This window comes from Pseudomonas sp. (assembly GCF_030698175.1).
GTDB lineage: Bacteria > Pseudomonadota > Gammaproteobacteria > Pseudomonadales > Pseudomonadaceae > Aquipseudomonas.
In genome coordinates, this window is sequence record NZ_JAUYNT010000028.1 from 209,659 (window position 1) to 232,433 (window position 22,775).

The window sequence follows — 22,775 nt, forward strand, 5'->3', positions numbered from 1 at the left end:
CGCCTCAAGCAAGATTGATTTGAGTTTATCTGTCTTTTTCGCAAAAGGCTGTCTGCCGATACTGCGCCGCATCCCGTTATCCCTTTTCTGGAGCTGCGCCATGCCACTTGCCCTTTGGGCGCTGACCATCAGTGCCTTTGCCATCGGCACGACCGAGTTCGTGATCGTTGGCCTGATCCCTACCATCGCCGCCGACCTCGGCGTCAGCCTGCCCTCCGCCGGTCTGCTGGTCAGCCTCTACGCCCTTGGCGTGGCAATCGGTGCGCCGCTGCTTACCGCCCTGACCGGCCGAGTGCCGCGCAAAGCCTTGCTGCTCGGCCTGATGGCGCTGTTCACTGGCGGCAACCTGCTGGCCTGGCTGGCGCCGGACTACGGCTCGCTGATGGTCGCTCGGGTGCTTACCGGTCTGGCCCACGGTGTGTTCTTCGCCATCGGCACCACCATCGCTACCAGCCTGGTGAGCAAGGACAAAGCCGCCGGCGCGATTGCCCTGATGTTCACCGGCTTGACCGTGGCGCTGGTCACCGGGGTGCCGTTGGGCACGCTGATTGGTCAGCACTTCGGCTGGCGTGCAACCTTTCTCGCGGTGTCGGCGTTGGGTGTGCTGGCCTGGTTTGCCAGCCTATTGCTCATCCCCAAAGGCATTGCCCATAACCCGCCGGCATCGTTGCTACGGCAGTTTGCTGTGCTCGGCGAGCCACGCTTGCTGATGGTCTATGCGAAGACTGCGCTGGGTTATGGCGGCACGTTTCTGGCGTTTACCTTTCTCGCCCCGATCCTCACCGATGTCTCAGGTTTCAGCCCGGCTGCGGTCAGTCTGTTGTTGCTGATCTACGGTGTGTCGGTGGCGGCGGGCAATATTTGGGGCGGCCGCTTGGCGGATCGATTGGGGCCGATTCGCGCGTTGCAGATCATCTTCGCCTTGCTCGCGCTGGTGCTGTTTATCTTCACTTTCACGGCAGCCAACCCTTGGCTGGCGGCGTTGACGATGTTGGCGTGGGGCGCGGTGGCGTTCGGTAATGTGCCGGGTTTGCAGGTCTATGTGGTGCAGCAGGCCGAGCGCTACACCCCGGATGCGGTGGAGGTGGCCGCAGGGCTGAACATCGCTGCATTCAACCTCGGCATCGCTGGTGGCGCCTGGGCCGGCGGCCTGGTGGTGGAGCATTTGGGGCTGATGAATACGCCGTGGATTGGTGCGTTGGTGGTGCTCGGTGCCTTGGCGATGACCCGTTGGAGCGGCCACCTCGATCGCCGTCAGCTGGCGCTGGCCTGAGGTGTTTTAGTCAGCCGTCTGGTGCGCCTGGCGGCGGCGGTATTTGCCGGGGGGCGTTGAGCCGTTGCTGATAACTGCTGTCCTCTTTACGCGGTGGCGCCCCGGTCAGTGGCGCCGGCGCTACTGCGTTGCTAAGGTCAAACGAACCATCCGGCACGCCTGCCTGGCAGCGCGTTGACATTATTGGTGGCGGCTGGATAACGCGGTTTCTTGCAACTGGAGGTTCTATGAACAATGCAATCGTTTTGCTCGCACGGCTGCTGCTGGCGCATATTTTCCTGCTCGCCGGTTTGAGCAAGATCAGCGGCTATGCCGCTACCCAAGGCTACATGGAAAGTATGGGCGTGCCCGGAGCGCTGCTGCCGCTGGTGATACTGCTGGAGGTCGGCGGCAGTCTGGCGTTGATCCTCGGCTTTATGACCCGTTGGGCGGCATTGGCACTGGCCGGCTTTTGTGTGGCGGCGGCGCTGATCTTCCACCTTAAACCTGATGATCAGATGCAGATGATCATGCTGATGAAAAACCTCGCCTTGGCCGGCGGTTTCCTGCTGCTCTACGTGCAGGGCGCGGGGGCCTACAGCCTCGATGCAAAGCGCGGCCATTAAGCGCCTTCGATGTGCCGTCGCTAGCCGTCGCGCAGCGCATTGAGCTGTGGATCAATCCCGCTGCTGGCCTGGTTGAGGCGGATCTTCAGGGTTAGATCAGTGCGCGATTCGGCATGGTGGATGGCTTCTTCGAGGCTGATTCGGCCGCTTTGATAGAGGCTTAACAGGTGCTGGTCGAAGGTTTGCAAGCCCTGCTCGGCGCCGTGGCCGATGGCCTCGCGCAGTTCATCGAACAGGCCGCGCTGGATCAGATCGCGGATATGCGCGCTGGTCAGCAGCAGCTCCACCGCGGCCACGCGTTTTTGCGCCACTCCCGGCACCAGCCGTTGGCCAATCATGGCCGCCAGGTTTTGCCCCAGGTCGGCCAGCACCTGCAGGCGCGCCTCTTCCGGGAAGAACCGCACGATCCGCTCCAGGGCATGGGTGGTGCTGGTGGCATGCAGGGTGGCGATGCACAGATGACCGGTTTCGGCATAGTGCAGGGCATGCTGCATGCCGTCGAGGTCGCGGATTTCACCGAGCATGATCACGTCGGGCGCCTCGCGCAGTACGTTGCGCAAGGCGGCGGCAAAACTGTGGGTGTCCAGGCCCACTTCGCGCTGCTCGATGATCGAACGCTGGTGCTGATGGATAAACTCAATCGGGTCTTCGATGCAGAGGATATGCCCGTCGCGGTGCCGATTGCGGTAGTCGAGCATGGCCGCCAGGGTGGTTGATTTACCCGCGCCGGCGGCGCCAATCACCAGGATCAAGCCGCGATCAAGCAACGCCAACTTCTCCAGTTGTGGCGGCAACCCGAGGGCGCTGATGGACGGCACTTCGCGCTTGATCAGGCGGGCGACCATCGACACGTCACCGCGCTGGTAATAAACGTTGATACGAAAGCGCCCGCCGTTTTCGACGCTCACCGCCAGGTTCATCTCTAGCTCCAGTTCAAACTCGGCGGCCTGTTTGGCACTCATCAACTGATAGGCCATATGCCGCACCGCGCCGGGCGCCAGCGCTGGCGTATCGAGCGGCTGGGTGTGGCCCTCAATCTTGACTTGCGCCGGGCTGCCGACGCTGAAAAACATATCCGAACCGCCGAGTTCATACAGCTGTTGCAGCAACGGATAAACGTCCGGCCCGGCGGCCGCAGTGGGTTGTTCGTACATGCTCGCTCCCGAGTTGGCTAGAATACGCTGCTGCCAGCGACACCCTTGGTCGCATGCCACGCTTAAGCTTTAACCCTAGCAGCCTGCCGGACTTAGGTCTGTCCTACTGCGGAAAAGCCGGACTTGGTCATTTTTTGTGCTCTTTCTCGTTGAATAGAATGACTATTCGCCTCAAAAGAGCGCAAAAACTGCCTCAAGCCGATCTTTCCCTCGCTACGGACGCCTAAGCCCGACAGGCTGCTAGTTGGCGCCGGCCTTCGCGTTATGATCCCGGGCAACCAGCTGTCGATTTTTTCACTCCCCGCCCCGAACGGACGCCCATGCTCAGCCTCTATCACGCCCCCGATCTGGAAACCCTTGGCGAGCTGGCTTGCACGCTGCTCGCCCAGCCACTGCGGGAGCCGTTGGCGCCGGCCTTGGTGGTGGTGCCCAGTCAAGGCATCGGTCGTTGGCTGACCCTGCAACTGGCGCGCCGCGAGGGCATCGCCATGCAGCTGGAGGTGCAGCTGCCGGCCAAGTTCGTCTGGGACCTGTCGCGGCTGGTGCTCGGCCAGTTGCCGGAACAGTCGGCGTTCAGCCCCAGCAGCCTGACCTGGCGGCTGTACGACTGGCTTTGCACGCCGGCCAACTGCGCCCAGGCGCCGCGCCTGGAGCATTATCTGCAGGGTGGCGATGAGCGGCGGCGGCTGTCCTTGGCGGCGAAAATTGCCGATGTGTTCGACCAATACCTGTTGTATCGCGACGACTGGCTGGGGGCCTGGGAGCGCGGCGAGCTGCTCGGCCTGGGCCTGGACGAAGGCTGGCAGGCGCTGCTCTGGTGTGAGCTGACCCGCGACGGTCACCCGCACCGGGCGCGTTTGCTGGATGACTTGCTGCAGCGTTTGCATAGCGCCACGGTCATCGCCGGATTGCCCGAGCGGGTGCTGGTGTTTGGCATCAGCAGCCTACCGACTCACCATCTGCGGGTGCTCGACGGGCTGGCCAAACACTGCGAGGTGATCATCTTCGCCCTCAATCCGTGTCGTGAAGTCTGGGGCGATATTCGCGACATCCGTGAGTTGGCCCGCCAGCCGGAACTCAGCCCGGATGAGTGGTATCTGGATGTCGGCCATCCCTTGCTGGCCAGCTTGGGCAAACAAGGCCGAGACTTTTTCGACAGCCTGTTTTCCCTGACCGCCAGCGAAGGCGGGCAAGACTTCGGCATCTACCCCACCGACGCCGAGCTGCAGGACAGCAGCCTGCTGCGGGCCCTGCAAAACGACATTCTACGCCTGCGCACTCGGCTGCCAGAGGAGCGTTTAGTGCTGCGCGACGACGACCGCTCGCTGGAGGTGCACTGCGCCCACTCGCCGTTGCGCGAGGTGGAAATTCTGCATGACCAGCTGCTCGCGCGCTTTGCCGCCAACCCGCAATTAACGCCCGATCAGGTGGTGGTGCTGACCCCGGATATCGAGCGCTATGCACCCTATATCGAAGCAGTGTTTGCGCCGCGTGACGGCGTGCCACGGATTCCTTTCAGCCTGGCCGACCGCAATCAGCGCAGCGAACTGCCGTTGTTGGAGGCTTTTCTCGGTCTGCTCGGCTTGCCCGCCAGCCGCTTCAGTGCCGAAGAAGTGCTCGGCTGGTTGGCCCAGCCGGCAATCGCCAGTCAGGCCGGCATCGACGCCGAAGACTTGCCGTTGCTGCGCGATTGGTTGCGCGCGGCCGGCGTGCGCTGGGGCCGCGATGCCGAGCAGCGCGAGCAGCTGGGCTTGCCGGCGGCGGCCGACTTTACCTGGCGCCAGGGGCTGGACCGCTTGCTGCTGGGCTTTGTCGCGCCACCGCAGCTGGCCGGCAACGCCGCGCCCTTGCTGGGCGACAGCTGGCCGCTGGACGCCATCGAAGGTGCGCGTGGGCAATTGCTCGGCCGTTTGGTCGGCTTCGTTCAGCGCCTGGCGGACTTGGCCCAGGCGCTGCAACGACCGCGTTCCCTTGGCGATTGGGCCGACAGCCTGCAAGCCTTGTTGGACGGTCTGTTCGATGAGCGCGAGGCCGGCGACACCCTGCTACTGCTCACCAAAGCCTGTGCGGCCCTGCGCGAACAAGGGCTGGCGGCCGGCATCGAGCGGCCGCTGGAGCTGGCGCTGATCCACCAACAACTGACCAGTGCGCTGGAGCAAGGCAGCGGCGCCAGCGGGTTTCTCACCGGCGCCGTGACCTTCTGCACCATGGTGCCGATGCGCAGCCTGCCGTTTAAGCAGGTTTGCCTGCTCGGTCTGGACGATGGCGCGCTGCCACGCCGCAGTCCGGCGGTGGGCTTCGATTTAATCAGCCAACAGCCAAGACGCGGCGACCGCGCCCGGCGCCTAGACGACCGTTATCTGCTGCTGGAAACCCTGCTGTCGGCCCGCGAAGGCCTGTACCTCAGCTACGTCGGCCGCGACCCGCGCGACAACGCCGAGCTGCCGCCCTCGGCGTTGCTCAGCGAGCTGTTGGAGACGGTGGATCAAACTTCCGTACTCACGGCCGATGACCGTAGGAGGGGCTTTAGCCGCGACCCCGCAGACAGCGAAGCGTCGCGGCTAAAGCCCCTCCTACAAGAGCCTGCAACCGGCAAAGTCAGCCAGCGCATCTGCATCGAACACCCGCTGCAGCCTTTCGCTGCCGGCAACTTTGCCGCCACGGGCGCCCTGCAAAGCTATGCCAACCAATGGTTTCGCGCAGCCCAGCGCCTGGCCGTCCCGCCAGAGCTAAGCCCGGCGGCCTTTATCGGCACGCTGCCGGCACCGGACAGCGCCGCCCTGTGCATCGAGCCGGGGCAGCTGCTCAAGTGCTTCAAACACCCGGCGCGTTTTCTGCTGGAGCAGCGCCTGGGGGTGCGCATCGCCGAGGCCGAGCAGGCCATCGCCGCCGATGAACCCTTCGCCCTGGAAGGCTCGGCCCGCCGTGGTTTGCGTCAATTGGCCCTGCACGCGGCGGAGCACGGCTGGGGCGAGCAGACCGAACGGCGCATCGCCCGCGCTGCCGGCTGGTTGCCGGTGGGCGAAGTCGGCCTGGCCCTCTGGGGCCAGGTGCGCGGGCCTTTGTTGGCCTTTGCGCCCAAGCTGTTTGCCGCCCGCCCGACGCAAACCCCACAGCCCTTGCACGTCGACATCGAGCTGGGCGGCGTGCGGGTGCTCGGTTGGCTGGACGGCGTCACCGACTGCGGGCTGTTCGACTGGCGCTTGATCGCCCCCGGCGCCTGGGATTTACCCAGTTTCTGGCTGCGCCACCTACTGCTCAACCTCAGTGCCGGCGCCGGCATCGCCCGCCACAGCCAGCTGCTGACCCCGAATGGCGACTGGCAACTGGGCCCGCTGGAGAACGCCGCCGAGCTGCTCGAACCCTGGCTGACGGCCTATCGGCAAGCGCTGTGCACGCCACTGGCGTTTATCCCGCGCAGCAGCCTGGCCTTCGCCACAGCGCTCTGCATGCCGAGTAAAGCCAGCAAAAAAGACCCACTGGAAGCCGCCCGGGAAAAAGCCCGCTTCGCCTGGCTGGGTAGCGAGTTCAGCAACTTCCCGGCTGAAGCCGACGACCCCTGGTACGCCCTGGCTTTCCGCGACCGTGAGCCGCTGGATGAGCGCTTCGAGGCGCTGGCCGAACAGCTGTTAGGCCCGGCGCTACAAGCCCTGGCGGCTGATGATGAGGAAGACGCATGAGTTTTGACCTGCAAAGCTCCTCCTTTCGCGGTCGCTCACTGATCGAAGCCAGTGCCGGCACCGGCAAGACCTGGACCCTGACCGCCCTGTATGCGCGGCTGTTGCTGGAGCAACAACTCAATGTCAGCCAGATTCTGGTGGTCACCTACACCACCGCCGCCACCGCCGAATTGCGCGAGCGCATTCGTTCGCGCTTGGCCGAATTGCTGGCGGTCTATGAGGGCACGCCGAGCGCCGACCAATTCCTCACTGAACTGCACCAGCGCCACCCCGGCGACGCAGCCAAACGCCGGCTGTTGCTGGCGGTGCACGGCTTCGATGAGGCGGCGATTTTCACCATCCACGGCTTTTGCCAGCGCGCCCTGCAAGACGCGACTTTCGAGGCCGGTGGCGACTTTGACAGCGAGCTGACCCAGGACGACCGCGAGGTGCTCGACGCCCTGCTCAGCGATGCCTGGCGCCATGAGTTGGCGGCGGCCGATCCGGCCTGGGCCTGTTACCTGGTCAAACAGAAAATCACCCCGGCCTGGTTGCGCCAGCGCTTGCGCAATCACCTGGGCAAACCCTATCTGCGCATCGAGCCGCGCGGCGCGGTCAGTGATCTGCAGCTGAGCGCCGCCAGTGCTTTATGGCAGCCGGCGGCGCAGCTGTGGCGCGCCGGTGGCCAGGGTTTTATCGAGCTGCTGCTGGCCCATGGCGGCCTCAGTCAGAGCACCCACAAAACGGTTAAATTTGCCCAGTGGGCGGCTGAGCTGGACAGCTACTTCGCCGACCCGGCGGCGCTGTTCGAGGCGCCGGATGCCTTGGCAAAATTCGGCAGTGCAGCGCTGCTGAAAGCCACTAAAAAAGGCCAGGAAGCGCCCACGCATGCCATCGCCGAGGCCTTGGATAGCTTAAGCGCGGCGCTGGAACTGGCCCTGCCCGAGGGCGCCGAGCGGCTGATCGCCCTGCAAGTGCGGCTGCTCGATCAACTGAATAGCGAACTGCCGGCGCGCAAGGCGGCGCAACGTTTGTTGGCCTTCGATGACTTGCTCAATCGCCTCAACGAAGCCCTGCACGGCCTGGTCGGCGTCGACCTGGCCGCCACTTTGCGCAACCGTTACCCGCTGGCGTTGATCGACGAGTTCCAGGACACCGACCCGGTGCAGTACCAGATTTTCGATCATATTTATCCGCGCCCAGATGCTCTGGAAGATGGCGCCGCAACTTCGGAAACTGACGCCACCAATGAGTCGCGCAGTAGCTCCGGAGATTTATGTTTTGTGGGCGACCCCAAGCAGGCCATCTATGGCTTTCGCGGCGCCGACCTCAACACCTACAAGCAAGCCCGTGGCGCCGCCGAACGCCGCTACAACCTGCCGTTCAACTACCGCTCCACTCCCGAACTGATCGGTGCGTTGAACCTGTTGTTCGACCGCCCGCAGCCTTTCGCCGAAGACGGCCTGGACTATCCGCCGGTGAGTGCCGGCGCCAAGTCACGAGCGCAACTGGTGCTGCCCAATCTGCAAGAGGCCGACGGCGCGCCGTTGAGCTTGGTCTGGCTCGGTGATGAGCCCTTGAGCAAGGGCCGCGCCGACCAACTGGTGACGGTCGATTGCGCCCAGCGGATTGCCACACTGCTGGCCGCCAGCGCTCAAGGCACTGCGTATTTTGCCGACGAAGGTAAGCGCACGCCGCTGAAAGGTGGCGACATTGCCGTGCTGGTCGCCAGCCACCGCGAGGCCGCCAGCATCGCCAGCGAACTGGCGGTGCGCGGTGTGCCCAGCGTGCGCCGTGGGCGTGACAGCGTGTGGGCCAGCGCGGAGGCCGGCGAGCTGGCGGCGGTGTTGGCCGCCTACAGTGAGCCTGGCCGCGAGGGCGTGTTGCGCTACGCCCTGGCCACCCGCTTGCTCGGTCACGATGGTGCCTACCTGGCCCGTTGCCTGGACGATGTGGCTTGCTGGGACAGCGAGCGCGACAAGGCCGAAACCTATCACCAGCTCTGGCAACAGCACGGCTTTATGCGCGCCTTCCGGCTCTGGCTGGACAAGGAACGGGTCGCCGAAACCCTGTTGGCCAGCCTCGATGGCGAGCGCCGTTTGACCAATCTGCTGCACCTGGCCGAACTGCTGCAAACCGAGAGCCTGCAACGGCCGGGGTTGGAGGCGCTGCTCAGCTGGTTTAACGCCCAGCGCGGCAGTGAGGGCGCCGGTGAGGACGCGGTGCTGCGCCTGGAGAGCGATGCCGAACGGGTGCAAATCGTCACCATCCACACCAGCAAAGGCCTGGAGTATCCCTTGGTGTTTTGCCCGTTTTTGTGGAACGGCAAGCTGCTGGGCAAGTTCACCGACAGCGCCCGTTGCCACGCCGAAGACGGTCAGCCGCTGCTCGACTTGGGCAGCGCGCAGCTCGAGCAAAATCTGCAGCGGGCGCGCCGCGAGATGTTCGCCGAGAAACTGCGGCTCACCTACGTGGCCCTGACCCGCGCCCGTGACCGGCTGTGGTTGCACTGGGGGCCGGTGGCGGTGCCCAAACCCAATCAGAAAAGCGGCGAACTGCCGGATGAGGGCCTGCACAGCAGCGCCCTGGCCTGGCTGCTGCACGGCCGCGAACTGGCCGGGGTCGATGCCCTAAGGGAACTGGGCGCTTACTTGAGTGAACAGCCCGGCACCGCCCTGGCCGCCGAGCTGGATCAGTTGGTGGCCGCCAGCCAGGGCCTGATCGCCCGCCAACCGCTGCTATTGAGCGAAGCCAGCGCCGGCGGCGAGCAACGGGCGCAGCCCCCGGCGGCGCTGCAAAAATTCAATCGCAGCCTCTCCAGTAGTTGGCGGGTCGGCAGCTTTTCAGGATTAGCTGCAGGCATGCATATGGAAACGGCGGATCGCGATGGCCTGCAAATGCCGGATGCCAGCGAGCCGGGCAGCGGCTTTTTCGGCTTCCCCCGCGGGGCGCGGGCCGGTACCTGCCTGCACGCCATTCTCGAAGACTGGGCCCGCGGCAAGGGCTCGCTGGCGACCCTGGTCGCTCCGGCGCTGACCGCCCATGGCATCGATGCCACGCTCTGGGCCGACATCGCGCTGAGCCAGCTACAGCTGGTGTTGGACAGCGACCTGGATGGTGCCGGCCTGAGCCTGGCCGCGCTGAAACCGGCCCGGCGTTTGCCGGAGCTGGGCTTCACCTTCCCGGTTGGCGAGCTGCAGGTGCAGCGTTTGCGGGCCATCCTCAGCGACCCGGCCCACGGCTTGGCCGAACCGCTGCGCGAGGCCGCCACTCGGCTGGAATTCGACAACCTCAAGGGCTATCTGAAAGGCTTTATCGACCTGACGTTCGAACACGACGGCCGCTGGTACATCCTCGACTACAAGTCCAACTGGCTCGGCCCGGACGCCAGTTATTACGGCGGCGAACGCCTGCTGCAAGCCCTGGCCGGAGAACATTACTACCTGCAATACCTGATCTACCTGGTGGCCTTGCGACGCTTCCTGCGCCAGCGCTTGAGTGATTTTGCCGACGACCAACTAGGCGGCGCCTATTACCTGTTCCTGCGCGGCATGCCGCAGGCCGGGGTGTACTTTGCGCGGCCCAGTGATGCCTTGCTGGATGCTCTGGATCAGCTGTTTGCGGAGGGCCTGTGATGGTTTATTGGCCCGTAGGATGGGTTGAGCCCGCGATACCCATCGATAAGACAACGTGCCCTTGTTGGGTATCGCTGTGCTCAACCCAACCTACGAGAGCTGTCCATGAGTCTTAGCCATCTGCCCCTGGCACCACTGGAACGCGCCTTACTCGACAGCCTGCAACGCCTCGACCCGAGCGCCAGCGAAAGCGTATTGGCCGCCGCCGCCCTGTGCTGTCAGGTGCTCAATAATGGCGACGTCTGCCTGTTGCTGGCGCGCTGGGCCGGGCAGCGGCCGTGGGGTGAAGGCTATGCACTGCCGCCGCTGGCGCAGTGGCGCGCCGAATTGAGCGGCTCAACACTGGTCGGCGCGCCGGGTGACTTTGCGCCGCTGATTCTCGAAGGCGAGCGCCTGTACCTGGCCCGTTATCAAGCTTACGAGGCGCAGTTGGCGGCGCAGTTGCTCAGTCGCGCAGCCGACCTGCCGGCGGTGGACGAGGCGCAGTTGAGCGATAGCTTGAATCGCTTATTTGCCAGCAACCTGCAACAACCCGACTGGCAACGGCTGGCCGCCGCGCAAGCGGTGCGCAAACGGGTGGCGGTGATTTCCGGCGGCCCCGGCACCGGCAAAACCACCACCGTGGTACGGCTGTTGGCGGCCCTGCTCGAGCAGCCGAGCAGCGCGCGCTTGGCGATTGGCCTGGCGGCGCCGACCGGCAAGGCGGCGGCGCGGATGGCCGAGGCGATTCGCCAGGCCAAGGCCAACCTGCCGGTCAGCGACAGCATCAAAGCCGCGTTGCCGGAGCAGGCCAGCACCCTGCACCGTTTGCTCGGCAGTCGCGGTGACCGGCCGCAGGTGCGTCACACTGCGGCCAACCCGCTGGCGCTGGACGTGCTGGTGGTCGATGAAGCCTCGATGGTCGATCTGGCCATGATGGCCAAATTGCTCGAGGCCCTGCCCGCCAATGGCCGGCTGATTCTGCTCGGCGACAAAGACCAGCTGTGCGCCGTGGAAGCCGGCGCGGTGTTTGCCGAACTCTGCGACGGCCGTGGTTTCGACGCTGCTGCTGCGGCCGATTTGCAACGCCTGACCGGGCAGACCGTGCCGGTCGAGTCGCCGACCTCCAAACTGGGCGATGCCGTGGTCTTGCTCACTCACAGCCACCGCTTTGCCAACGACAGCGGCATCGGCGAACTGGCCCGGCGGATCAACGCCGGCGATGCCCGTGGCACCCTGAGTTTGCTGCAGGAAGGCCGCGCCGATCTGCACTGGCAGGCGGCGCCAACGCCGCAGGCCTTGCTGGAGCGGATCGAACAGGGTTACGAGGGTTATCTGGCGACGGCCCAGCAGGGCGAGCCAAGCGCCGCCTTTGCCGCCTTCAATCAATTTCGCTTGCTCACCGCCCAGCGTGAGGGCGCTTACGGCGTGGCCGGCCTGAATGAGGCGTTGGAGGCGCGTTACCGGCGGCGCTTGCGGCTCAATGCCCGCGAGCGCTGGTATGCCGGGCGGGCGGTGATGGTGCAGAGCAACGACTACGCCCTAGGCTTGTTCAACGGTGATATCGGCATTTGCCTGCAAACACCGCAAGGCCTGCGGGTCTGGTTTGAAACCGATGAGGGCCATCGCGCCTTCAGCACCACCCGGCTGCCCAGCCACGACAGCGCCTTCGCCATGACGGTACACAAGAGCCAGGGCTCGGAGTTCAGTGAAGTGCTGCTGGTGCTGCCCGAGCTTCCCAGTCCGCTGCTAAGCCGCAGCCTGTTCTACACCGGCATCACCCGAGCCAAACAGCGAGTAGAAATCTGGGCCCTGGCGCCGCGCATCGGCGAGGCGGTCGCCACCCGCGCCGAGCGGGCGGCGGGATTGGCCGAGCGCCTGGCTGTCGATCCGGCCACGCAGGCCGGGTCTGCGGCGCCGCCCGAGAGCGGCGCCGGTCACGCGCAACTGCCGCTGTTCTAGCCATGATCATCGCGCGCGGCAGTGGCGAATGGCTTTTGTAGGATGTGGTTGAGCGCAGCGATACCCATGCTGGCGCTCAACGCCATCCTACCGACGCATCTATAGGCGCAGTGGGGCACTGCCTGATCAGCAGTCGGCCAATAGCCAATAGGGTTGCATCTGCTGGCCGGCTCGCCAAGAATGCCGCAAGCCCTGGCGCTTATCGCGCCTGGTATCGATGGATCGCACCTAGCTCACCAGGAGACACCATGTTCTTTCGTCTGAAAAACATTCTCAGCGGCATCCTCTCGCTGTTTATCAAAGACCTCGAGCGGCAGAACCCGGAAGCCTTGCTGGAGCTGGAGCAGGAGAACCTGCGCAAGCAGATCGGCAGTTTCAATCAGGGCCTGGCGGCCCATGCCGGGTTGGCCGAGCGGCTGATGAGCCAGGTGCGCAAGCAAGAAACCGAAGAACGTGAGTTGCATGCGCGCACCACCGCCCATCTGCGCGCCGGCAATCAGTCGGCCGCCGCGCAAAACGCCCTGCGCCTGCAGAACCTGGCCCGTGAGCTGGAAGAGAACCGCCGCCAGCTGGCTCAGGCCGAAGAGACCTACCAGAACCTGACCAAGGCCCGCGAAGTGGCGGTGAATGCCGCACGCAGCAAGATCGAGGCACTCAAGGGCGCGATCAACGACCTGCGGATGAAGACCGCCATGGCCGAGATGAACGAGATGGCCGCAGGCATGGTCAGCACCATCGGCGGTTCCGGCGACACCCTCAATCGCCTGCACGAGATGGTCGAGGAGGAGCGCACCAAGGCCGCCGGTCGTGCGCGCATGGCCCGCGACTCGATGGACATGAGCGAAGTGAACCTCAAGGAAGCCGAGCTGGACGCCCTCGCCGATCAGGCCCTGGCGGAGTTCGCCGCCAAAGAAGGCATCAGCCTGAGCGGCCAGCCGGTCAGCGCTGCAGCGCCGGCCGGCGAGCGCAACATGGGCGGTAGCGCACCTGCGGAAAGCCAATAAGCCATGGCGCAGGTTCAGGCAGTACCCAGCTGGATCGCCGAACTGCGCCTGGCCTATGAGAGCGGCGCCCATGGCCAGTTCGTGCTCTATGGCAATGTAGCCGACCGCTTCCCCCTCGAAGGCCGGCTGGTCAGCCTGACCCGCTATCTCGAGGCGCAGTTGCTGAGCCGCTTCGATCTGGTGTTTCTCTACGACCCCGGCAACGGCCTGAGCCTGCTGCGCGGCGGCGAACGTTTTGCCCAGTGGCCGGCCGCCGAGCAGATTCAGCCCTGGCCCCAGGAGCCGCGTGCGGCGGTGGAGCTGATCAGCCGCTACCTGCGTTATCGCGCCAACCTCAAGGCCTTGGGCCGGGGCGACAGCGAGCATGTGGCGGTGATCCTGCGCGGCGCCGAACTGGTGCTGCCGGCCGGCCGCCAGGGCGATTTCGCCACCGCCAGCCTGGCCAGTCTGGTGCGCGACTGGGCCGCCGAACCGCCGTTCAGCGACATGGCCTTCGCCAGTTTGCTGCTGGCCGACAACCTCAATGACCTGCATCCGCTGGTGGCTAATAACCCGCGCGTCGACCGCATCCAGGTGCCGCTGCCGGATGCCGACAGCCTGCAACACTGCCTGGCGCAGCTGCGTCTGGAGCATCCCCAGGCTTTCGCCAGCGACGCCTCAGAGGTGCAGGGCCTCGCCGGAGTCAGCCTCAGCGCCCTGACCAGTCTGGTCAAACGCCGCGCCCACGAAGGCAAGGTGCTCGGCGCGCAAGACTGGCTCGCAGCCAAGAAGGAGTTGGTGGAAGCCGACAGCGCCGGGCTGGTGGAATTTATCGAATCCAAGCGCACCCTCGACGATTATTACGCCCAGGACGCCCTGAAAACCTGGCTGCGTCAGGACATGGCGTTGTGGCAGGCGGCCGATCTGCGCGCCTTGCCCAAGGGCTATATCTTTTGCGGCCCGGTGGGCACCGGTAAAACCTATCTGGTCGAGTGCCTGGCCGGTGAGGCCGGGGTGCCGGTGGTCAAGCTGAAGAACTTTCGCGACCGCTGGGTCGGTTCCAGTGAGGGCAATCTGGAGAAGATCTTCCGGCTGATTCGCGGCCTGGGCCGCTGCATTGTGTTTATCGACGAGGCCGACCAGACCCTCGGCCGCCGCGATTTCGGCAGTGGCGACAGCGGTTTGTCCGGGCGCCTGTACTCGATGATCGCGCAAGAGATGAGCGCGACTGACAATCGCGGCAAGGTGATCTGGATTCTGGCCTCGTCGCGCCCCGATCTGATCGAGGTCGATCTCAAACGTCCCGGCCGGGTCGACGTGAAGATTCCCTTGCTGCCGACTACCAGCCTGGCCGAGAGCGCCGGCTTGCTGCAGGCCTTGCTCAAGCGTTTCGACCTCAACCTGGAGGGCGCCGAGTTGCAGCAATTGCCGCTGCCGCTGCTGCTCACTCCCGGCGCGGCCGAAGCGCTGGCGGTGAAGGTCTATCGGCAGGTGCGCACCAGCCAATTGCCGCCGCTGGCGGCGCTGGCGCATTGCCTGCAGGGCTATCAGCCTCCGGTGCCGGAGCAGGTACTGCGCCAGCAGATGATTATCGCCATCCGCGAGGCCACGGATATCAGCTTCGTGCCGCCGTCCTTGCGTGGCTTGGCCAGCGAGGTGCCCGCGCCATGAGCTTCGCCCGCGCGCTCTGGGCCGCCTTTAACGCCCGGCCACTGGGCATGCCGCTGCCGCCGAACTGGTTCGCGCTGGCCGCCTTCGGCCTGCTGGGACTATTTGTCAGCCCGGGCTTTTGGCTGCTCGGTGCCGGACTGGAATTGGCCTATCTGGGGCTGCTGGCGCGCCAGCCGCGCTTTCGCAACTGGGCAACGGCCACAACCCCACAGACCGACCCGGCCGCGCAGCGTTACGAAGCCACCCTGGCCTTGCTCGACGAGGGCCAGCGGCAGCGCCAGCAACGCATCGAGGCACGCGCCCGTGAAGTACTGCAACTGCTCTCGCGTTCCGCGCTGATGGCCTCCCATGCCTCCAGCCTGGAGCAACTGGTGTGGCTCAACCTGCGCTTGCTCGCCGCCGGCCAGGCGTTGAACGTGGTGGTGCAGACCGCCGCCACGGAAGCGAGCGAGTTGCAGCAACAAGAGCAGCAGATCGACCAACGCCTGGCCGATCAGGACTTGTCCGCCGACCTGCGGCGTAGCCTGGAGCAACAAAAACAGGTGATCGATGCGCGGCAGCTGGCCCACAGCGAAGGCAGCAAACGCAAGGAGCATGTGGATGCCGAGTTGCAGCGCATCGAGCAGCAGATAGCCCTGATCCGCGAGCAGACCCTGCTGGCCACCGACGAAGAACAGATAGGCGTGGCACTCAATGCGCTGACCTCCTCGTTCAACGAGTCGAGCCGCTGGCTGAACAGTCAGCGCGATTTGCTCGGCGTGCTGGAACTCAGCCAGCAGCAGGCGTTGCCCGGCTATGTGCTGCAGGGCCAAGGGCAGAAACCGGCAGTCGCCGAACCTATTCAACACTGATTGGCAGGCGCTGGCCTGCCACCGACAAGGAGACGAGTCATGGCTTTAGCTTCATTCCGAGCGCAGCAGCGCGGCAATGCCGCCGGCATCGTGCTGACCCTAGTGCTGGTGCTCGGCCTGCTGGGCTTGGGTGGCTGGCTAGTCAGTCAGGACTTGCTCAAGCAAGGCGCCGACAGCCCGCTGGCGAGCCTGCCGGCCAGCCTCGGGGTCGCCGCCGGGCCGGACCCGATCGAGCCGGTCATGGGCACCCCGACGCTGCAATCGGCGGCGGCTTATGAGGTGAAGAACAACATCCTCGATATCGACATGAGCGAGTATGCCGGTTATGGCGGCCTGATCGTCGCCAATGGCGGGCTGGCGCCCAACCCCGAGTCGTTTTTCGCCAAAAAATACGGCTTTCAACTGCGCCTGAACAAGGGCGAGGGCGAGGAATGGTCGGCCTTGAACAACGGTCAGCTGGCGGCAGTGGCGACCACCGCCGACGTGCTGGCGGTACTCGGCCGCCAGTTTGAAGTCGCGGTGCCGGTGCAGATCGCCTTCTCCCGTGGCTCAGATCAGGTGGTGGTGGACAGCGGCATTGCCAGCATCAACCAACTCAAGGGCAAGGTGCTCGGTGCTTCGCAGTTCAATGAGAGCGAGTTCTTTATCCGCTACCTGGCCTCCGAGGCCGGTGTGCCGGTGAAAGTGCTGCGCGATTTGGATAGCCGGCCGGGGCCAAATGAGTTGGGCCTGGTGTTTTATGAGGATGCCTTTCTCGCCTGCGACGCCTATGCCGCCGAGTTGCAGGGCCGCAAGCCACGAATGAATGGTTGTGTCGGTTGGTCGCCGCGCACCGATGAGGTGGTCGCCGGTTCTGCGGGCGCCGCGAAGATGCTGGTGTCCAACCGCAACCTGCTGGTGGTGGCCGACATTCTGGCGGTCAACAAGGGCTTCGCCAACGCCCATCCGGAGATGGTCAAAGGCCTGGTGCATGGCGTGCTGGAAGGCAATCGGCTGCTGCGCGATGACCCCCAGGCGCATGCCGACGTGGTCGCCAAGGCCTTCGGCTGGACCCGTGCGGAAACCCTCGACGAGCTGGGCAAGGTGCACCTGAGCAACCTGCCGGAAAACCTGGCGTTCTTCGATGGCAGCATCGACTCGGCTGGCTCCTTCCAGGGCATCTTTCAGTCCTCAGTGCTGGCCTATGGCGCGTTGATTCGCAATCCTGCCGATCCGGCCCGGTTTGCCGACGTGCAGCAACTTAAAGCGCTGGATGCCAGCGGCCAGTTCAAGGGCCAGAGCATCGCCATCGCGCCGATCCGCACCAGCGGTAAGGTGGCGCTGGAAGGCGATGCCCTGCTGAGCAAGGACATCCGCTTCTTCTTCGAGGCCAACTCGGCCGAGCTGGACAAGCAGGCACCGGCCAACCAGGAGTACCTGGACACCATCAAGAAATTTCTGCAGGTCAGCCCCGGCTCCATAGTGCTGCTGCGCGGCCATGTGGATAACGGCATGGTCGCCGACTTCGAGCGCCAAGGCGGCGCCGCTCTGGTGCGCAGCATGTCGCTGAAAGCCATGGAGCTTTCCCGGCAGCGCACCCTGGCGGTGAAAACTGCCCTGCTGGCGCGCCATCCGGGGATCAAGGACGACCGCATCGAACTGGTCGGCCGTGGCTGGGAAGAGCCGATCGGCCAGGATGGCGACAAGAACCGCCGCGTCGAGGTGCAGTGGTTCACCCTGGAATAGCACCGTAAACAGGCGGGCGCCGAGTCGCTCGCGCCCGCCTGTTTACAGCGGCCTGCCTCACTCGCCGGGAATATCCTTGCGCAACTTCAGCGGCTCGGGTGGCTGGCGTTTCTTGGCCATGGCGGTGCGCATGCGGATATTGATGGCTTCGACGCCGAGCGAGAAGGCCATGGCGAAGTACACATAGGCCTTGGGCACATGCACGTCGAAGGCTTCGGCGATCAGTACGGTGCCGACCAGGGTAAGGAACGACAGCGCGAGCATCTTCAGGCTCGGGTGGCGGTCGATAAAGTCGCTGATGCTGCCGGCCGCCGCCATCATCACCAGGACCGCGACTATGATCGCCGCGACCATCACCGGCACGTTGCTGACCATGCCGACTGCGGTGATGACCGAGTCCAGGGAGAAAACGATGTCGATAATGGCGATCTGCACGATGGTGCCGATAAAGCCGCCGGCCATGCTTTTCGGCTCGTTGGCGGTTTCGTCCTCGCCTTCCAGGCCGTGGTAGATCTCCATGCTGCTCTTCCACAGCAAAAACAATCCGCCGAAGAACAGGATCAGGTCGCGCCCGGAAATCCCCTGGGCAAACACCGTGAACAGGTCCGTGGTCAGGCGCATCACCCAGGTGATCGACAGCAACAGCATGATCCGCGTGACCATCGCCAGCGCCAGACCAAACAGCCGGGTCTTGGCCTGCATCGGCTTGGGCACACGGCCGACCAGAATGGCGATCATGATGATGTTGTCGATGCCGAGCACTATCTCCAGCGCCGTCAGGGTAAAAAACGCGATCCAGATTTCCGGGCTGGTTAGCCATTCCATAATGGGGATTTGCTCCGTCGAGTTGCGTAGGGCGGCACCTGCCTATGCTGGTTAAAAGCGGGCGGGTTACAGCGAAGAATTGCCGGTAAGTCTAATGCCAGCGCGATTGAGATTGAATGGGGAGTATGCACATGCAGCACATCCATCAGGGCGGGTGTCATTGCGGCCAGTTGCGCTACCGCTTCAATGCGCCGCTGCAGAGCATTGCCCATTGCCATTGTTCGATCTGCCGGCGCACCAGCGGCGGCATAGTCACCAGCTGGCTGACGGTGCTACTGACGACGCAAGCTACCAACTGCTGCGTGCGGTTAGGGCAGCACCAGCCCGCCGCTGGCTTGGTGCAGTTCGCGCAGGCGTTTGCCGAGGGAGCCAAGGTTGGCTTCGGACGTTTCCAGCTCCAGCACCTGGGCCGGACCCAGTAACGCGCGCACCTCTTGGCTGAGGCTGTCGTTGAGGCGACGCAGTAGCTGCTGGCGGTTGGCGCTGCTGTCTTGCAACTGCTGCCATTCATCGGGCTGCGGCAGGCCATAACCTTGGGTGCCGAGCAGCTCGGCCGGGCGACTGAGAAAGCCGCTATTGGCCAGCAATTGTTGCAGCGCTTCGCCGGCCTTGGCCAGGGCCGGGTCGTGGGTTGGCGCGCCGCGATCACTCAGATAACGTTGTTTGATCTGCTCTTGGGCCAGTAACAGTTGCCGGCGCAGGGCGGCTTGCTCAAGCAATAGCAACGCGGCGCTGGTGCGCAAATCCGCCTGGGCGAACCAGGGCGTGCGTTGGCTGGCGGGCAGGGCTAGCCAGTCTTCAACGTCCTCCTGGGGGATCGGCAAACTCTGTTTGAGCACCACGAACATGGTTTGATAGCGCTCGCGGAATGAGTCGAAGCGATAGCCCAGGCGCAGGGCTTCGCGCGGGTCATCCAGCACCGAGGTGTCGGCCAGACCGCGGGCCTCCAGTACGGCCAGCAAGCCATTGGGCATGATGCTGTCGAGGTCATCGAGTTGCGGTTGGGCGCTGCCACTGCGCAACAATTTCAGGGTTTCCACCGCGCAGTTATTGGACAGAAAGAAGTAGTCGCCGTCATAGCTCCAATGCATTTCCAGCGCATGTTTAACCAGCGCATCTTGCTCAGCTTGGCTGAGCTTGAGCGGCACCGAGGCGACGCTGCGCAGTTCAATCTTGGTGTATTCGTCGATCACCTGGCTGAGCGGCAGTACGAATAAGCGTGACGGGTAACCACCGGTTAAACCCTCCCAGCTGGACAGCTGCACATCGCCAACAAAGGCCCGATAAGACAGCACCAAGTGCTGGTCGAGATCGAGCCGACAGGCCGGTCCGCGTGGTCGCCCCGGTGCGCAAATAACCAGGCGCAACATGCTATGACCGAAGCGGCTGACCCAGTTGTTGTTGCCTTCGGCGAGCAAGAAATCCACCTCGTAGACCCGCGCCGGATCGAGCTTGCCCAGTGGCTGGCGGGCGAAATCGCTGCCGGCGTTCAGGTAGGCCAACTGGGTTGCGCAGGTCTGTTTGGCGCTGGGTGCCCAAGCAAAATGCGTCTGCCAATAGGCATACAGCTCGGGCCGGCGACAGGCATAACTGGGATCGAGCAGAAAGTATTCGAGATTGACCGCGACAAACTCGCGCGGATTGCTCAACTCATAGCTGTCGGGGCTACGTGCCACCTGGGCGTTGTGTTGTTCGCGCTGACCATAACGGCCGACATACTGCGGCCAACCGGCCAAGTCCAACAGCCGCGGGTCGTCGGAGAGGCTAAAGCGCCGCGCCGTCTGCCCGCGACATGTGCTGGGCAAGCCCACCAAGCCTTGACTGGCGGCGCGCTGTCGGCAGCTTTGCAATAGCTGTGCAGTGGTGGTCGGCCAGAGTTGGGCTCGGTCGTAAAAATGCGTCAGTTCATGCAGCAGGCTGGCCAGCAACTCTTGCTGCACAGTGCCGTGGGTACGGCCGGTGAGCGTGCTCGCCGCCGAGCCATCCAGCAGCTTGGGCAGCAGCTGGGCATTCAGCTCCAGCAGGTTGCCGGTCTGACCGGCGCGGCCATACACCTCAACGGGTAACTGATCCGCCCAACGCAGGTTGATGGTCTTATCCAGGCGCTGGACAAAGCTCGGCGGTAGTGCGGCGAGCGCTTGCTCGATCAATAGCTGACTGGCCTGGCGCTCGCCCGAGCTGAGTCCGGTGTCATCCAGCTTGAGCTGCAAAGCGCCCTGGGCGCCGCCGGCGATCAGCCACAGCAGGCCGGCGCAGAGCCAGCCGAAAACGCTTTTCACGGGGCGAGAATAGCCGCCGCCAGTTCCTGATCCGAGGCGTCGCGCGCCGCCGGCAACTGTGCCCGAATCGCCCCGAGGGCGGCTTCCAACTGCGCGCCGCGAATCGCGCCATTACTGGCGACGAAACTGGCCGCGTCGTCGTGAGCGTCCACCACTATCTTGGAGTCGCGAATCGAGGTGGTGGTATCGGAGGTGAAGTCGATGGTGCGGCCGGTGGCGCGAACCAGAATATGACTGAGGTCGGTCAAGGTTTGCGCTTGGACGGTGCCGGCCATAAGCGTCAGGGCTGCAGCGACAACAAACAGTGGGCTACGCATAAAAACTCCGAAGCGATACAAAGACAAAGTCGAGCGGTCGATTATCGCCTATGTGTGCAGCTTATGCAGGGGCAGCGAGTAATTAAGCGGGGGCTGTTGCGGTGCGGCGAGGGATCTAACGGGGCTGAAACAATGCTTGCGACCTTGGCATCAAGGTCGCAAACGGGAAGTGGGAAGTGGGAAGTGGGAAGTGGGAAGTGGGAAGTGAGAAGTGAGGAGTTGGAAGTGATTAGTAGGTCAAAATCGCTTGTGCCAACTGTGCGTCAGTCGCCTGCAGCTCTGGCGAATGCTGATGGATCTGCTGCAGCGCCGCCTCCAGCTGTGCGCCACGGATTGCACCTTGGCTGGCTACAAAGCTGGCCGCATCATCCCGGGCGGCCAGGATCACCTTGTTATCTTTTTTGCTCAACGACGAAGTGGCGTCCGAAGACGAGCCAAAGGCTTTAACCGTCCAGTCAGTAGTGACCACAAAGCTGGTGGCCGAAGCACTGGTGGCCAGAGCCAGCAACGCCGCAGCGCTAAACAGACGAAGTGTGGGCATGGTGGGGCTCCTGGGTTGGCAAACACGGTCGCACTTATCAGCGCGGCATAGAGGCTGTAAGGGTAGCCAAGCCAATTGATCGCGGCCAGCGCTTTGTGCATACAGTCGATGGCTAACGCCAAAACAACTCAACCTGCCGCTCGGCGTGGGGGCGTCGGCTAGCTGGGATGGGTCCTGTGGCGAATAGGTGCAGAAGCCAATGGCTGGAGCTTATCTGCGGCGAGTTTGATTGGAGTTTATTGTGGGGGCTGTGCATGGCGCCGTTCTTCTCGTTCGCTGGCAGGGTGCAGGGTTTGGAAGGCTATGGCTGCTATTGGTGGAGGCTAGTTACCAGTTACAGTGCGGAAAACTGTACTGGCTCAGCTGTCGGATTTTAGCCGACTGTGCTGGTTAGTGCAGGGCTGGTCTGTACACTTTGAATCCTAGGGGCTGTTGCCGTTTCAGGCTAATTCATTGATCTATAATAGAAAATTCGTATCTTTGAAGCTCTCGCACAACATCAATACGAGTTTGCAATGCCCCGATTACTGCTCAGAGATGAGCACTGGTCGAAGCTGCGGGAAATTCTGCTGCACAAGAGCATCTACAACAAGCGTGATCTGCGAATGATCGTGGAAGGCATGCTGTATCGCATGCGTACGGAATGCCTCTGGCGGGATTCACCCAAGGCATTCGGAAACTGGAACACGGTCTACAAGCGCTTCAATGCATGGTCCGCTTCAGGCAAATGGCTCACGGTCTTCAAGACGCTTGTGGTTGAACCCAATATGGAATGGGTTTTCATTGATGGCAGCTATACCAAGGCTCACCAGCACAGCACAGCACAGCACAGCGCAGGCGCTGCCAGTGGCAGCGATGAGGCTATCGGGAAAAGTCGAGCCGGCAATACCAGCAAGATTCACCTGGTGGTGGACGCTCATGGTCTGCCCATAGAGTTTGAAATTACAGATGGACAGATCAATGACTGCACGCAGGCACCCGCCTTGATTTCCAAGCTCCCTGCGGCAGAAACAATCGTTGCGGATAAGGGCTATGACAGCGAGAAAATCCGGGAGCAGGTTGGGCAGCAAGGTGCCAAGGCCGTGATCCCAAGAAAGCGTAATTCGGTCAAAGGCAGCGCGGATCTGGATAAAGGGCTTTATCGTAATCGGCACTTGGTGGAAAACGCCTCCGCCCGCCCGAAGCGGTATTGGCAGACAAAGGTTACGACTCAGACGCCTTCGTGGAGTTGATACAGCGCAATGGGGCTGAAGCCGTCATCCCCTCAAGAGGGAGTCGTCTGAAGCCTCGAAAGCTGGATCGACATATCTACAAGG

At 63.7% G+C, this 22,775-nt stretch carries 14 protein-coding genes and 2 pseudogenes; 11 read left to right on the forward strand and 5 right to left on the reverse strand.

Annotated elements, in window-relative coordinates:
- Window positions 1-100: 100 nt before the first annotated feature.
- Both Q8R10_RS15380 and Q8R10_RS15385 read left to right on the forward strand, forming a co-directional pair.
- The gene (locus tag Q8R10_RS15380) at window positions 101-1,273 is read left to right on the forward strand and encodes an MFS transporter (protein WP_305654721.1); all 1,173 of its coding nucleotides are present in this window, start codon (window positions 101-103) and stop codon (window positions 1,271-1,273) included.
- Between the two features lie 227 nt (window positions 1,274-1,500).
- Window positions 1,501-1,878, forward strand: coding sequence for a DoxX family protein (locus Q8R10_RS15385; protein ID WP_305654722.1), 378 nt, complete (start codon window positions 1,501-1,503; stop codon window positions 1,876-1,878).
- 20 nt (window positions 1,879-1,898) lie between these two features.
- Here Q8R10_RS15385 and Q8R10_RS15390 read toward each other — a convergent pair whose 3' ends face one another.
- Entirely contained in the window at window positions 1,899-3,032 is a 1,134-nt protein-coding gene (locus Q8R10_RS15390; RefSeq protein WP_305654723.1) for a PilT/PilU family type 4a pilus ATPase, read from the reverse strand.
- Between the two features lie 320 nt (window positions 3,033-3,352).
- Here Q8R10_RS15390 and recC point away from each other — a divergent pair, with 320 nt between their 5' ends.
- From recC to Q8R10_RS15425, 7 genes are all read left to right on the forward strand, one after another.
- On the forward strand, window positions 3,353-6,712 hold the full coding sequence (recC, locus tag Q8R10_RS15395) for an exodeoxyribonuclease V subunit gamma (protein WP_305654724.1): 3,360 nt from the start codon (window positions 3,353-3,355) through the stop codon (window positions 6,710-6,712).
- Window positions 6,709-10,326: an exodeoxyribonuclease V subunit beta gene (gene recB / locus Q8R10_RS15400; RefSeq protein ID WP_305654725.1), complete on the forward strand. Its 3,618-nt coding sequence runs from the start codon at window positions 6,709-6,711 to the stop codon at window positions 10,324-10,326. Before recC ends, recB begins: the two co-directional genes overlap by 4 nt.
- A 105-nt stretch (window positions 10,327-10,431) precedes the next feature.
- Window positions 10,432-12,267, forward strand: a complete 1,836-nt coding sequence (gene recD, locus Q8R10_RS15405) for an exodeoxyribonuclease V subunit alpha (protein WP_305654726.1) — start codon at window positions 10,432-10,434, stop codon at window positions 12,265-12,267.
- A 248-nt stretch (window positions 12,268-12,515) separates the two neighbouring features.
- Window positions 12,516-13,271 carry a PspA/IM30 family protein gene (locus Q8R10_RS15410; RefSeq protein WP_305654727.1) on the forward strand — a complete coding sequence of 252 codons (756 nt, stop codon included), beginning with the start codon at window positions 12,516-12,518 and terminating at the stop codon, window positions 13,269-13,271.
- Window positions 13,272-13,274: 3 nt separating this feature from the next.
- On the forward strand, window positions 13,275-14,921 hold the full coding sequence (locus Q8R10_RS15415; protein ID WP_305654728.1) for an ATP-binding protein: 1,647 nt from the start codon (window positions 13,275-13,277) through the stop codon (window positions 14,919-14,921).
- Window positions 14,918-15,772 carry a hypothetical protein gene (locus Q8R10_RS15420; RefSeq protein WP_305654729.1) on the forward strand — a complete coding sequence of 285 codons (855 nt, stop codon included), beginning with the start codon at window positions 14,918-14,920 and terminating at the stop codon, window positions 15,770-15,772. Before Q8R10_RS15415 ends, Q8R10_RS15420 begins: the two co-directional genes overlap by 4 nt.
- 39 nt (window positions 15,773-15,811) lie before the next feature.
- On the forward strand, window positions 15,812-17,497 hold the full coding sequence (locus Q8R10_RS15425; RefSeq protein ID WP_305654730.1) for a phosphate ABC transporter substrate-binding/OmpA family protein: 1,686 nt from the start codon (window positions 15,812-15,814) through the stop codon (window positions 17,495-17,497).
- A gap of 57 nt (window positions 17,498-17,554) precedes the next feature.
- On the opposite strand, the gene Q8R10_RS15430 is transcribed toward Q8R10_RS15425, so the two are convergent.
- Window positions 17,555-18,322 carry a TerC family protein gene (locus tag Q8R10_RS15430; protein ID WP_305654731.1) on the reverse strand — a complete coding sequence of 256 codons (768 nt, stop codon included), beginning with the start codon at window positions 18,320-18,322 and terminating at the stop codon, window positions 17,555-17,557.
- Window positions 18,323-18,453: 131 nt separating this feature from the next.
- On the opposite strand from Q8R10_RS15430, the pseudogene Q8R10_RS15435 reads away from it, so the two are divergent.
- Window positions 18,454-18,594: pseudogene (locus tag Q8R10_RS15435) on the forward strand (GFA family protein); the annotation flags it as partial.
- Between the two features lie 36 nt (window positions 18,595-18,630).
- Here the strand turns inward: Q8R10_RS15435 and Q8R10_RS15440 are convergent.
- From Q8R10_RS15440 to Q8R10_RS15450, 3 genes are all read right to left on the reverse strand, one after another.
- Complete coding sequence (locus tag Q8R10_RS15440; protein WP_305654732.1) at window positions 18,631-20,601, reverse strand: DUF4105 domain-containing protein; 1,971 nt, start codon at window positions 20,599-20,601, stop codon at window positions 18,631-18,633.
- Entirely contained in the window at window positions 20,598-20,918 is a 321-nt protein-coding gene (locus Q8R10_RS15445) for a DUF2388 domain-containing protein (RefSeq protein WP_305654733.1), read from the reverse strand. The genes Q8R10_RS15440 and Q8R10_RS15445 overlap by 4 nt, the downstream gene beginning before the upstream one ends.
- A 229-nt stretch (window positions 20,919-21,147) precedes the next feature.
- Entirely contained in the window at window positions 21,148-21,459 is a 312-nt protein-coding gene (locus Q8R10_RS15450; RefSeq protein WP_305654734.1) for a DUF2388 domain-containing protein, read from the reverse strand.
- A 515-nt stretch (window positions 21,460-21,974) separates the two neighbouring features.
- Between Q8R10_RS15450 and Q8R10_RS15455 the strand changes: the two are divergent.
- Window positions 21,975-22,649 (forward strand): annotated as a pseudogene (locus Q8R10_RS15455) (IS5 family transposase); the annotation flags it as partial.
- Window positions 22,650-22,775: the final 126 nt, after the last annotated feature.

Coding starts and splice junctions, on each gene's coding strand:
- Q8R10_RS15380 (WP_305654721.1), top strand. CDS start 101: ATGCCACTTGCCCTTTGGGCGCTGACCATCAGTGCCTTTGCCATCGGC.
- Q8R10_RS15385 (WP_305654722.1), top strand. CDS start 1,501: ATGAACAATGCAATCGTTTTGCTCGCACGGCTGCTGCTGGCGCATATT.
- Q8R10_RS15390 (WP_305654723.1), bottom strand. CDS start 3,032: ATGTACGAACAACCCACTGCGGCCGCCGGGCCGGACGTTTATCCGTTG.
- recC (WP_305654724.1), top strand. CDS start 3,353: ATGCTCAGCCTCTATCACGCCCCCGATCTGGAAACCCTTGGCGAGCTG.
- recB (WP_305654725.1), top strand. CDS start 6,709: ATGAGTTTTGACCTGCAAAGCTCCTCCTTTCGCGGTCGCTCACTGATC.
- recD (WP_305654726.1), top strand. CDS start 10,432: ATGAGTCTTAGCCATCTGCCCCTGGCACCACTGGAACGCGCCTTACTC.
- Q8R10_RS15410 (WP_305654727.1), top strand. CDS start 12,516: ATGTTCTTTCGTCTGAAAAACATTCTCAGCGGCATCCTCTCGCTGTTT.
- Q8R10_RS15415 (WP_305654728.1), top strand. CDS start 13,275: ATGGCGCAGGTTCAGGCAGTACCCAGCTGGATCGCCGAACTGCGCCTG.
- Q8R10_RS15420 (WP_305654729.1), top strand. CDS start 14,918: ATGAGCTTCGCCCGCGCGCTCTGGGCCGCCTTTAACGCCCGGCCACTG.
- Q8R10_RS15425 (WP_305654730.1), top strand. CDS start 15,812: ATGGCTTTAGCTTCATTCCGAGCGCAGCAGCGCGGCAATGCCGCCGGC.
- Q8R10_RS15430 (WP_305654731.1), bottom strand. CDS start 18,322: ATGGAATGGCTAACCAGCCCGGAAATCTGGATCGCGTTTTTTACCCTG.
- Q8R10_RS15445 (WP_305654733.1), bottom strand. CDS start 20,918: ATGCGTAGCCCACTGTTTGTTGTCGCTGCAGCCCTGACGCTTATGGCC.
- Q8R10_RS15450 (WP_305654734.1), bottom strand. CDS start 21,459: ATGCCCACACTTCGTCTGTTTAGCGCTGCGGCGTTGCTGGCTCTGGCC.